This window comes from Archangium sp. (genome assembly GCF_036277355.1).
Classification (GTDB): Bacteria; Myxococcota; Myxococcia; order Myxococcales; family Myxococcaceae; genus Archangium.
The window spans coordinates 18,318-30,711 of record NZ_DASUNC010000005.1; the positions used below are offsets into that span (position 1 = coordinate 18,318).

Annotated in this window: 8 protein-coding genes; 6 read left to right on the plus strand and 2 right to left on the minus strand. The window is 69.5% G+C overall.

The features are described from left to right. Positions 1-49: 49 nt before the first annotated feature. Positions 50-1,522 (minus strand): hypothetical protein, encoded by a 1,473-nt coding sequence (locus VFZ09_RS00800; protein WP_329725499.1) that lies wholly within the window; start codon positions 1,520-1,522, stop codon positions 50-52. Between the two features lie 336 nt (positions 1,523-1,858). On the opposite strand from VFZ09_RS00800, the gene VFZ09_RS00805 reads away from it, so the two are divergent. Together VFZ09_RS00805 and VFZ09_RS00810 are read left to right on the plus strand one after the other, a co-directional pair. Beyond that, entirely contained in the window at positions 1,859-3,151 is a 1,293-nt protein-coding gene (locus VFZ09_RS00805) for a hypothetical protein (RefSeq protein ID WP_329725500.1), read from the plus strand. Between the two features lie 116 nt (positions 3,152-3,267). Beyond that, on the plus strand, positions 3,268-4,719 hold the full coding sequence (locus VFZ09_RS00810) for a hypothetical protein (protein WP_329725501.1): 1,452 nt from the start codon (positions 3,268-3,270) through the stop codon (positions 4,717-4,719). 55 nt (positions 4,720-4,774) lie between these two features. On the opposite strand, the gene VFZ09_RS00815 is transcribed toward VFZ09_RS00810, so the two are convergent. Continuing rightward, positions 4,775-5,566 (minus strand): hypothetical protein, encoded by a 792-nt coding sequence (locus VFZ09_RS00815; RefSeq protein ID WP_329725502.1) that lies wholly within the window; start codon positions 5,564-5,566, stop codon positions 4,775-4,777. 120 nt (positions 5,567-5,686) lie between these two features. Here VFZ09_RS00815 and VFZ09_RS00820 point away from each other — a divergent pair, with 120 nt between their 5' ends. From VFZ09_RS00820 to VFZ09_RS00835, 4 genes are all read left to right on the plus strand, one after another. Continuing rightward, positions 5,687-7,915 (plus strand): sensor histidine kinase, encoded by a 2,229-nt coding sequence (locus VFZ09_RS00820; protein ID WP_329725503.1) that lies wholly within the window; start codon positions 5,687-5,689, stop codon positions 7,913-7,915. Between the two features lie 9 nt (positions 7,916-7,924). Then, positions 7,925-8,581, plus strand: coding sequence for a response regulator transcription factor (locus tag VFZ09_RS00825; protein ID WP_329725504.1), 657 nt, complete (start codon positions 7,925-7,927; stop codon positions 8,579-8,581). An 80-nt stretch (positions 8,582-8,661) separates the two neighbouring features. After that, on the plus strand, positions 8,662-11,469 hold the full coding sequence (locus tag VFZ09_RS00830) for a protein kinase domain-containing protein (protein WP_329725505.1): 2,808 nt from the start codon (positions 8,662-8,664) through the stop codon (positions 11,467-11,469). A 37-nt stretch (positions 11,470-11,506) separates the two neighbouring features. Continuing rightward, entirely contained in the window at positions 11,507-12,361 is an 855-nt protein-coding gene (locus tag VFZ09_RS00835) for a hypothetical protein (protein ID WP_329725506.1), read from the plus strand. Positions 12,362-12,394 lie beyond the last annotated feature (33 nt).

Here is a 12,394-nt window from a genome sequence, read left to right on the forward strand (position 1 = left end):
GGTACCGCGTGCGGCCGCGCCAGACGCGTGGCCGCACGCAGCGGGCCCGTCAGCGCAACACCTGCACGGGCGCGGGAGCGGTCCGGGTCGTCCCATCACCGAGCTGCCCCTGGGCGTTGTTGCCCCAGGCGAGCGCGTTCCCGTCCTGCGTCTTCACCAGCGAGTGGTTGGCGCCCGCGGAGAGGATGCTGACTCCGGAGAGTCCCGACACCAGCACGGGCGCGGGGCTGGACGTGGTCGTCCCGTTTCCGAGCTGCCCCTGGGAGTTGTTGCCCCAGGCCCAGGCGAAGCCGTCCTGCGTCCGGGCCAGCGTGTGGGTGACGCCACCGGCGACGGAGGTGATGCCGTAGAGGCGCGCCACCGGCCCCGGGCTGGTGCGGTTGGTGAAGCTCTCGTCTCCGAGCTGGCCGTGGGTGTTGCTGCCCCACGTCCAGAGGCCGCCGTCCTGCCTCACGGCCGCGGTGTGCTGGGCGCCCGCGGCGATGGCGACCACGCCACTGAGCCCCGCGACCGGCGTCGGCGCGTAGCGGACCGTCGTCGTCCCATCCCCGAGCTGGCCATAGCCGTTGTAGCCCCAGGCCGAGACGGTGCGATCCTGCAGCAGCGCCACCGTGTGGTTGGCGCCGGCCGCGATGGCCATGGCGTTGCCGGCGCGCGACTGCACCGGCGTGAAGCGGGGCGTGGTCGTTCCATCTCCCGTCTCACCGTAGGCATTGGAGCCCCAGGTCCAGACGGTGCCGTCCGCCTTCAGCGCCACCGAGTGGTAGCCGTTGGCGGCGACGGCCACCACGTCCGTGAGCCCGGCGATCCGCATCGGCCTGGCGAGGCTGGTGGTCGTCCCGTTTCCGAGCTGTCCCTGGACGTTCTGGCCCCAGGCCAGCACGGTGCCCGTCTCCTCCAGGGCCAGCGTGTGGTAGTAGCCCGCGGCGATGGCGACGATGCCGCCGAAGCCCGAGACCTGCGCCGGCGTGGAGCGGCCGGTGGCCGTCCCGTCGCCCAGCTGGCCGAAGGAGTTGCCGCCCCAGGTCCACAGGGTGCCGTCCGCCTTCAGCTCCACCGAGTGCACGCCGCCAGCGGCCACGCTGGGGCAGCCCTGAACGAAGAGCCGGGTCGTCACCCTGGGGTTGAGGAAGCAGGTGGTGCGCACACCCTGGCTGTCCACCACCATCGGGTAGGCCTTCACCTGGAAGAGGCTCGCCCCGCACGTCGCCTTCTGCTCGCTGAAACGCCAGTCGTTGTCGGCGGAGGAGCCAGGGTTGTTGGGGCGCTCCTCGCTGGTGAGCAGCTCTCCATTGACGAGGTACTCCAGGCGCGCCCCCGTGGCGCCCGTGGAGACCTCGAAGGTGCCTCCGCCACCAATCTCGTTCTGGTACGAGCTGACGCCCTGGATGACGAGGTTGGTGATGCTCAGGCCACTGCACAGCTGCGCCGTGCTCGAGCCAATGGGGTCCTCGGAGGAATTGTGCGTGGGTTCCGGGGCGGGTCCACAGTCCACCAACGTCACGCCCAGCAAGGCAAACAAGGTGGGTCGAATCCAATCAGGCCGCATCAAGTATCCTCCAACGAGTCAATGGGGAGAATAATGAATATATAGTAAAACGAGAGAAATGGCTCCTACTTGTTTCACTCCTCGTCCTGGTCTGGCGGGGGCTGGTTCCGGGGGGCTTTTACATTGGAGCCATGATGTTTCTCGGGGATTCGCGAGGAATCCAGGAGGGGGTGAACGGGGCGAATCTCAAAATCTCAAGCGGCGTCAAAGTATGTCGTTGACGGAGCGTGAAAACGTGGTTTACCTTGAAAAATAATCTTCTGGGGAAGAGGCGTCTCCAAAACCGCGAAGCCGAGCAGGAGCTCTGCAATGAGGAAATGCAACAAGCTGGTTGTGGGCCTGGCCGCGACTCTGATGTCTGGTACCAGTGTCGCGGGCACGGTGACCTACGAGGTCAACTTTCCGCCGACACTGACGACCGCGGATATCAATGGCAGCCTGGGCGCCGGCACGGCGAGAAGCTTCATGGGCGCCTCGCGGATGTCCATCCAGGCCTTCCGGAACGTGACTCCGCCGGATGAGAACTCCATCCTCAATTCCTGTCGGGCCAACTCGCCCATGAACTACTGGCCGGAGCAGTGCAATCCGGACGGGATGAAGACCTCGCTCATCCAGGGCGGATGGGGCAACTGGATCAGCTCGCTGTATACGGATACGCAGCAGTCCGCCGCGCTGAGCCAGCAGATCAGCACCCTGCGCAACTACCGCTCGCCCAACATCGTCCCCATCTATGGCCAGGGCGACCACTGGGTGATGGTCCACAAGATGGTGGTGGACGATGTGTCGGGCAACATCCTCGGCGTCATCTTCCGGGATGGCGGGCCCGGGGGTGACTGGGATTCCAGCTTCAACTCCTACGACGATGGCCAGCGGAGCGCGTCCGGCTCGACCTGGAGCGCCACGTACTACCGGGTGCTCACCAGCATCGGCCCCTCGGATACGTACTACAACAAGTACGTGGTCCTCTGGGATCCGCCCCCGGATGCGCCTCCCGCGGCGATGCAGCCCTTCCGCGCCAAGGAGCCCGCGAGCCCGCTGGCGCAGGGCCAGCGCTCGACGGCCCGCCTCGCCCAGCAGAACGCCATCGAGTCGCTGCGCCTCGGCGGCCTGGATGTGACGGATTCCGAGATGTGGAACGTGCTGTCCAAGGCCACCCCCTGGCACCCCTACGAGGTGAAGGGCGTGTACCCGGATGGGCGCGAGTGGAACTACTACCTGGTGCCCTTCCTCGACACCCGGCGGATGCTGGTGGGCATGGCCATGCTGGACATGGAGACCGCCGCGTACCAGCAGGCGTGGGTGCTGCCGCAGGCGCGCCGCTTCACCGGGATTGATCTCGTCCAGGCGCGGGGCCTCGCCCAGGTGCATGCCGGTCTGAAGGCGGAGGAGACCCTGGACGAGGGCATCCTCACGTGGGATCCCACGACGGAGGGCGCCGTCTCCCGCTCGCCCATGCGGCCCTACTACGAGTTCCGCATCAATGGCCCCAATGGCGAGGATCGTGGCTCGATGGCCGTGCGGCTCGACTCGGGCAACGTCCACCGCCTGAGCCCGTGCAAGGTGAGCCGCCGCGCCGCCCGGTCGCTGGCCTGCGCGGAGTAATGCCAGCCATACCGTAGTCCACGAGGACTCCTCGCGTATCCGCCCGGTGGACAGGGTGGGACGCCGAGGGGTCCTTCGTGCTTTGGTGGAAGGGTCAACCGGAAAGAGGAAGCCTCATGGTCTTTCAGGTGAGCGGAAGGAAGCGGACCGCCCGTGCCTCCCGATGGGGCGCGCTCTTCTGTGGCATGACGCTGCTCTTCGCCCTGGGCTGCCGCATCCCTCCACCCAAGCAAGATCCGCCCGATGGCGGCGAGTTGCCCGATGGCGGCGAGTTGCCCGATGGCGGCGAGCTGCCCGACAGTGGCGAGTTGCCCGACGGGGGGGAGCTGCCCGATGGGGGGGAGTTGCCCGACGGGGGCGACGTGGGGCAGACCGCGACGCTGGTGTCCCCGAGGCCGGCGCAGGTGGAGAAGTTCGGGGCCGCCGTGGCGGTCCATGGCGAGCGCGTGCTCATCGGTGCTCCGGGCAGCGCGACGTCCGAGCGCCTGTCCTCGGGTGCGGCCTATGTGTTCGAGCGCGGGCCGGAGGGGGGATGGGGGGCGGGTTGCCCGCTGATTGACAGCCAGGTGAGCGCCAACGCCACCTTCGGTCAAGCGGTGGCCATGGCGGGCGAGGTGATTGTCATTGGCGCGCCTTTCGGCAAATCGGAGGGGAGCACCACCACCGGAGCCGCCTCCATCTTCGAGCGGCGGGGCCCGGGCTGTGACTGGGTGGAGCGCGCCAGGCTCACGCCTGGGGAGGCGGGGGTCGGGCTCTTCGGCACCGCCGTGGCGACGGATGGGATCCGGGTGGCGGTGGGCGCCTTCGAGACGGGCAGCCGCAAGGAGGGGGCCGTGTATGTGTACTCGAAGCAGGAGGGCACCTGGACCCTGGAGGCCACGCTCTTCGCGAGCGATCGCGTGGCCTCTGCGCACTTCGGCATCTCGGTGGCCCTGTCTGGAGACACCCTCCTGATCGGCGCGGATGCGGATGGCACCCAGGGCGACGCCGCGGGTGCCGCCTACGTCTTCGTGTTCAAGGACGGGCGGTGGTCCGAGCAGGCCAAGCTGCTGGCCAGTCAGGGGGACGAGTTCGACTTCTTCGGCTCTTCCGTGGCGCTGCACCAGGAGACGGCGGTGGTGGGCGCCCAGCTGGATGAGGACAAGGCAGGCACCCGGTCCCCGGGAGCCGTGTACGTCTATTCCAGAAGTGGCGAGCGCTGGCTCGAGCAGGCCCGGCTCGTTCCCGGTGGTGAGCCTTCGGCAGGCGCCTTCGGCATATCCGTGGCGCTCGTGGGGGACACCCTCGTGGCGGGGGCGTACCAGGATGCGGACAAGGGCCGGAACGCCGGGGCCCTGTATGTCTTCCAGCGGGCCGGGGGCGCGTGGAACGAGGGGACGAAGCTCTACCGCGAGGGAGCCTCGGCCGAGGAAGAGTTCGGCTATCAGGTCGCGTTGTCCGGGACGGGCCTCCTGGTGGGCGGGGCTCCCGGAGTGGATGCGCCGGCCGCCAACGCGGGGGCGGTCTCCCTCTCCCGGTTCCCCCTGGTGCCGTCCGTTCGCACGCCCACCTGGAGCGGCCCGCCCTGAGGCCGCGGGGAGGGAGCCCCGGAGGATCCGGCGGCTCCCTCGTCCACGAGGGACGTCATGCCACCGGCATGCACTTGAAGACCGGGCTGGAGCTGACGGTCGACGGCATGCCCGTGCTGTCGATCACCCGGAAGTGGTACTGGTTCTGATCGTACCAGGTGGTCGAGGTGGTCTCGACGCATTGGAAGTCCGCGGTCCACGGGCGCTGGTACCAGTCGAAGAGGTACTGCTCCTGGTAGATCTCCGAGTCCCAGGACTCCTGCCAGTAGGGCGTATAGGTGCCGGAGCCGCCGCTGGCCGTCCCCGTGCAGCGGATGGTCGAGCGCGAGATGCGCTGGCAGGACACGGACGTGGTGGGCCGGCAGGCCCCGTCCTGGATGACGGTCCGGGTGAGCGTCTTCGGAGTCGGGCAGATCTCCTCCGCCCCGTTGCTGCTGATGTGCCGGGGGTAGGCATTGATCACCACCGTGTGTCCACCGCAGCTGACGTTGCCGATGCTGTAGGACCAGGTGCCGGAGGTTTTTCCCGTGGATGGATCATACGTGCCGGGAAGCCACTGCCGGGTGGGGGTCGGATTGTTGTCGAGGAAGTACTCCATGTACACGGAGTTGGCGTTGGGAGAGACCGTCCAGGTTCCGGCCCCGGCGATGACGCCATCGTACGAGTCCATGCCACTCACCGTCAGGTCGGTGACGCTCATGAGGGAGCACATGGCGGACTCCCGGGTGCCCACGGGCTCCGCACCGGCGGGCACCGGTCCGTCTTCATCGGGAACACCTCCACAACCGGTGAGCAGCAGGCCGGACAGCAGCGCACGGAGGAGGCAGCGGGTCGGGGGCGACGTCATGGTCTGGGTTCCTCTCAGCAGGTGGGAAATCCAGGGTAACGCCTGATTCCAGAATATTCCACTGTGGCCACTATTCCTCCGTGGGGTGCCTCCTTCGCGCCGGGTATCATGCGGTCCGTGATGCGTGTGCTGGCCTTGCTGCTCCTGCTGTGGGCGGCTCCTTCGGTGGCGGAGGAGCGGGCGAAGACGGTGCTGCTCTTCGTGCCGGAGGACGTGACGGTCCCGGCCACCGCGGACTTCACCCGCAACTTCCGGCAGGTGATGCAGAGCGAGTGGCGGGAGTCCGTCACCGTCAACGTGGAGCACCTGGAGATGGCCTGGTTCGGCAGCGCCGGGTACAAGCGGGCGCTGCGTGACTTCTATGTCGCCAAGTACCGCGACCGCCGGCCCGATGCGCTCGTCGTCTTCGCGGATGCCACCCCCTTCGCGCTCGAGCTCCAGCAGGAGCTGTGGCCCCAGGTGCCGCTGCTCTCCGTCCAAAACGACGACTTCCTGGCGGAGGCCCTGCCCGCGAGCCCCTACGTGCGGGGCAACTGGGCGGACTTCGACGTCCCGGCCACCGTGCGCACGGCGCTGCGGCTCCTGCCGGACACGCGCCATGTCGTCCTCGTGCTCGGCTCCAGCCAGCGGGAGCTGGAGGCCTGGGACTTCGTGGAGCAGGAGATCCGCTCCGCCGCGCCGGACCGCGGGTTCATCGGGCTCCCCGGGCTGACGCTGGAGGAGCTGCGGCGGTGGATGCGCGAGCTGCCCGCGGACAGCGTGGTCTTCCTGATCGGCTTCATGCGGGATGCGCAGGGCCGCAACCTCAGCGCGTACGACGTGCTGCGGATACTGCACGCCGATGGTGGCAGTCCCCCCATCTTCAGCGTCCACAGGACGATGCTGGGCAGTGGCATCGTCGGAGGCATGCTGCTGGATTACCAGGAGCTCGGCCGGCAGGTGGCGCGGCGGACCTTCCGGCTGCTCGAGGGCGAGCGGGCCTCGAGCCTCCCCCCCGGTCCCTTCGAGGTCAACCAGCTGGCCTTCGACGCCCGGGAGCTGCAGCGCTGGAACATCCCCGAGAGCAGGCTTCCCCCCGGCAGTGTGGTGCACTTCCGCCAGCCGGGCCTCTGGGAGCGCTACCGCGGGTTGGTGACGGGCGTGCTGGTGGCCGGTGCGCTGCAGGCGGCGCTCATCGTCGTGCTGTTGGTGGAGCGCCGGCGGCGCATGGGCGCCCAGCGGTTGCAGCTGGCGGTGCTGGACTCGCTGCCGGGTGCGGTGGCCATCCTCGACAATCACGGGGTGGTGCTGCGGGCCAACCCGGTTCCGGCCGGGCTCCAGGTGCTGGAAGGATGGACCGCCGAGGCGCTCTTCGCGCCGGGCATCGCCTACCTGGAGCACTTCCGCGAGGCGGCGCGCACCGGCAACCCGGACATGGCGCCGGTGGCCGCGCTGCTGCTGGACGTGCTCCGCGGCCACGCCCACGAAGGCGTGGTGGAGTTCCGCGGCTTCGCGGAGGACACCTGGTTCGAGCTGCGCGCCCGGCACCTGGAGCTGCCCGAGGGCGGCGCCGTCGTCTCCCTGGTGGACGTCACCCCCCGCCGGCGCGCCGAGCTGGAGGCTCGCCGGGCCCGGGACGAGCGGGCCCACCTGGAGCGCGTGGCCGCCGTGGGCGAGCTGGGCGTCTCCATCGCCCACGAGCTGAACCAGCCCCTGGCCGCCATCCTCACCAACGCGGAGATGGCCCAGCGCCTGTTGACGCGCTCACCCACGGATCTCCCCCTGCTGCGGGAGATGCTCCAGGACATCGTCTCCGACAACAAGCGGGCAGGGGAGGTCATCCGCCACATGCGGGCGCTGCTGAAGAAGGGCGAGGTCTGCTTCGGCGAGTACGATCTCAACGAGCTGATCCAACGGGTGATGCGCCTGGTGAGCAACGACGCGCAGCTGCGTGGGGCCACGCTCACGCTGCACCTGGCCGAGTCGCCCCTGCCCGTCAGGGCGGACGGCGTGCAACTGCAGCAGGTGGTGCTCAACCTCGTCATGAACGCCCTGGACGCGGTGGGCGCCTGCCCTCCCGGCGAGCGGCGGATCTGGGTGCGCACGCGCCCGCTGGAGGATCGGGCGGAGCTCGTCGTGGAGGACACGGGCCCGGGCCTGAGTGACGAGGTGCTCGCGCGTCTCTTCGAGCCCTTCTTCACCACCAAGGCCAAGGGCCTGGGCATGGGGCTGTCCATCAGCCGCTCCCTGCTCGAGGTGCACCAGGGCCGCCTCCAGGCCGAGCGAGGGCCGGGCCGTGGCGCGCTCTTCCGCTGCACGCTTCCGCTCGTCCCCGAGCGCCATGCTACCGTGGAGCCACTGGCTGGATAGGGGGCCACCTTGGACGGCACGTCGATTCCATCGCCTCCCACGGTGTTCGTCGTGGATGATGATCCCTCGGTGCTGCGCAGCCTCACGCGCATGTTCCAGGTGGAGGGGTACGCGGTGGAGGGCTTCGCCCATCCGCGGCAGATGCTGGCGCACGGACCCGGCAGGCGCCCGGGGTGCGTGGTGATGGACCTGCGCATGCCGGAGCTCAACGGGTTGGAGCTGCAGGAGGAGCTGCGGCGCGTGGGGTGGCTGCACCCCATCATCTTCATCAGCGGGCATGGGGACGTGCCGGCGGCGGTGAAGGCGATGAAGGCCGGCGCCGTGGACTTCCTGCCCAAGCCCTTCAGCACCGGGGAGCTGCTGGCCGCGGTGGAGCGGGCGCTGGCGCAGGATCGCGCGGCGGCCGCCGCCGAGCAGGAGCTCGAGGCGCTGCGGGCCCGCTTCGCCTCCCTGTCTCCCCGCGAGTGGCAGGTGTGCCGGATGGTGGCCCGCGGGCTGCTCAACAAGCAGATCGCCGCCGAGCTGGGCACCGCCGAGCAGACGGTGCGCCTGCAGCGCGGCCGCGTCATGGACAAGCTGGCCGTGGACTCGGTGGCGGAGCTGGTGCGGCTGCTGGAGCGCCTGGATCGCTCTCCGGCGGCCAACGCCAAAGATCTTCCAATTTAGTAAAATTCCAGAGTTCCTGTCAATTCAACATAGATCTCATGGGCATCCCGTGAGGCGATGGCCTAACTCTGGGGATCCCCATGTGGACGAAGGATCTCCAGAGCGAGCCCGGACTTGCCCCGACCTTGATGAAGGACGGGAGGGAGCCGTCCATCGAGCGCAGGAGGATCCCTCCGTCCCTGGCGGCGCGGTACCCGGACCTGCGGTTCGCTGGCGAAGGCGCGATGGGGACCGTCTACCGGGCCGTGGATCCCCAGCTCGGCCGGCCCATCGCGCTCAAGCTGCTCAAGAGCGGGGAGCCGTCGCTGTACCGGAGGTTCATCGCGGAGGCCCGGGCCCAGGCACGCATCCAGCACGAGCACGTGTGCTGTGTCTACGAGGCCGGGCTGGCGGATGGCGAGCCGTACATCGTGATGCAGTACATCAACGGTGAGCCGCTGTCGCGCGTGAGCGAGCACCTGACGCTCGAGCAGAAGGTGAAGCTGCTGGAGCAGGTCGCCCTGGCGGTGCACGAGGCGCACCGGGAGGGGATGATCCACAGGGATCTCAAGCCGGGGAACATCCTCGTGGAGCGGTGCGAGAACGGCACGTGGAAGCCGTACGTCGTGGACTTCGGGCTGGCGCGCGAGGTCGCGCAGCGGGGGCAGACCCAGACGGGCGAGGTGCTCGGGACGCCGGCCTACATGTCACCGGAGCAGGCCAATGGGGACGTGCACCAGTTGGATCGCCGCTCGGACGTGTACTCCCTGGGCGCGACGCTGTACGACGTGATCGCCGGGCGGCCGCCCTTCGTCTCGGAGCACCCGTGGAAGTTGCTCCTGATGTCGGCGCTGGAGGATCCGCCGCCCCTGGGGCAGGTGAAGCCGGGCGTCCCGAAGGATCTCGAGCTCATCGTCATGAAGTGCCTCGAGCGGGAGCCGGGGCGCCGCTATGACTCGGCGCGGGCGCTCGCGGAGGAGCTGCGGCGCGTCCTGGACGGAGAGCGGATCCACGCGAAGCGGGCCTCCTGGGGATACCGGCTGTGGAAGAAGGCGCTGCGGCACAAGCTGCTCACGGTGAGCCTGGGAGCGCTCGTGCTGGGCGCGCTCGCGCTGGGCGCCGTCTGGGTGGGGAGCCAGCGGCACGCGGCGGAGCAGGCCCGGCTGGCGCGGGAGCTGGGCGAGAGCGTGAAGGAGATGGAGTGGTTCCTCCGCGCGGCGTACGGGCTGCCCCTGCATGACGTGGAGCGGGAGCGGGACGTGGTGCGCGCCCGGCTCGAGGAGATCTCCCGGCACATGGACGCCCTGGGCGAGGCGGGAAGGGGACCCGGACACTACGCGCTCGGGCAGGGGTACCTCGCGCTCGGCGAGCCCGCGCGGGCCCGGGAGCACCTGGAGCAGGCGCGCGCGGCCGGGTACTCGCCGGCGAGCCTCGGGTACGCACTGGGGCGGGCGCTCGGCGAGCTCTACCGGCGCGCCCTGGAGGACACCCGGCGCATCACCCACCCGGGCGAGCGCCAGAAGAAGGTGGCGCAGCTCGACCAGGAGCTGCGCGAGCCCGCGCTCCAGCACCTGCGGGCGGCGATGGGGGCGAGGCTCGAGGTGCCCGAGTACGTGGAGGGGTTGATCGCCCTGTACGAGGGCCGCCACGAGGAGGCGATCGCGAAGGCGAGGGCGGCCTTCACCCAGGCCCCGTGGATGTACGAGCCGAAGAAGCTCGAGGGGGACGCGCTGTTCGCCGAGGGCAGCAGGTACCGGCATGACGCGGCGTTCGACCACGAGAAGATGAAGGGCTACTTCGAGCGGGCGGCGGAGGCCTACCGGGAAGCGGCGGAGGTGGGCCGCAGCGAGCCGGCCATCCACCTGGCCCAGTGCGAGCTGTGGGAGAAGCGGGGGTGGGCGGATGCCTCGAAGGACCTGCCGCCCGACCCGGCTTTCGATGCCGCCCAGGCGGCGTGCGACCGCGCGGTGAGCGCGAGCTCGAGGAATGGCGAGGCCCTGGTGCGGCGGGCCCTGGTGCTGCTGGCGCGGGTGCATGTGCGGAGTGACGACGCCTCGGAGGAGGGGATCCGCCGGGTGGAGGAGGCACTCGAGGCCGCCGAGGCGGGACGGCGGGTGCTCCCCCAGGAGGTCATGGCCCATTACGCGGTGGCCCAGGCCCACTTCCTTCGAACCTCCCTGCTCTACAAGCTGGGCCGCGAGGCCTCCATGGAGCAGGCCATCGCGGCCTACCAGGCGGTCATCGCCCTGGAGCCGGGTTTCACCTGGGCGCACAACGAGTTGGGGGAGGCGTATCTCGAGGATGCCAGGAGGGTGCTCGCGCGGGGAGGGGAGGCGGCACCGCTGCTGGACACGGCGGTGCGCCAGTACGAACGGGCCCTGGCGATCGATCCGGCATTCGCGCTGCCCGTGGGCGGCCTGCTGGAGGCCGCGAGGGTCCGGCTCGAAGCGGAGATCTCCCGGGAGCGCGAGGCGCCCGAGGCGTTCCAGGCGCTCTCCCATGCGGTGGCCCTGCTCGAGCGGACGGGCTCCAGCGCCTCGGTCGTGGCGCTCTGGAAGGCGCGCGCGCACCGGCTTCGTGCCCACCACGCTCTCGTGCTCGGCCGGGATGCTCATTCCTCATTGGTGGCCGCCGTCGAGGTGATCCATGCCGCCGCCGGAGAATCGCCGGAGGACTCCCGGCTGCTGAGGGAGTTGGTCCTGGATCGCCTCCTCGAAGCCGAGAACGAGCGGCGCCAGGGACGGGAGCCGGAGCTGGCGCTGCGGAAGGCACGGGCCGCGATGCGCAGGGTGAGTGCGGTGAGCACGACGCGCGCCGACCTGACCTGCAAGGCGGCGGGCCAGATGAGTCCGCCCTTGTCCAGGGAGTGCCAGCGCCTCCTGCGCGAGGCCAAGGCCTCCCTCCGTTGAAACAAAGACATACACGTTGTCGAACCCGGAGAACCCCATGCAGATGAAACGCACCCACCTTCTGTCCCTGCTCGTCCTCATGGCCGGCCTCGCTGGCTGTGGCAGCACCGAGGAGGGCCTCGAGCAGGGTCATCCACTCCCGGCCGCCGGCCAGACACTGTTGGGCGACGAGCGCGATCCGCCCAAGGGACTGAATGGCACGACCCCATCCTGCTTCTGGGCTCCGGGCTCCCAACAGGCGCTCAGGACCCTGGGCGCCGCCGCCCTCGATCAGGGCGCGGGGTTGCTGCCAGGCATCCCGCTGAGCCAGGTCTCCGCGTCATGCCGGCACGTGCTCCGCTCGGCCGTCGAGTGTGCCCTCACGCCCGAGCAGTCCGTGAGGGATCCCGTGACGGACGAGCTCTACACCGGGTGGTGGGGGCTGGCCCCCTCGTGGTCCAGCGGGGTCCTGGACACCGCGGGCCGCCGGTATGTGACGGCGTGCATGGTCCAGCGGCTGAACTACTACGGGGCCTCCGTCCCCATCCTCCTCGAGGGCCCTCACTCCGCCATCACGCGCAACACGTCCTATGACGCGCAGTACGCCATCGAGGAGTCCACCGTCTTCGGCGATCTGTTCTCGTCCACCGCGCCCCTGTTGGGACTCCTGCCCGCGTTCAACGTGTACGTGTGCTGGGAGTCCTTGCTGCCCCAATCCTGTGGCCTGCTGGGGCTGCCCCTGCTCGAGAAGCGCATCTGCGACGATGCGCCCCTGTGCGGCCTGGTCACGCTGGGGCCGTGCGACCTGTCCTGCGTGGAGAATGGTCCCTACTGGAAGTGCCGGTCGGGTCTGCTCTCTCCGTGGTGGACGGAGACGGTCCGGGTGAAGCTGGAAACCGCCACCTGCCAGTGAGTCCGGCGTCCGTTCAGAGGATGGCTCGGGATC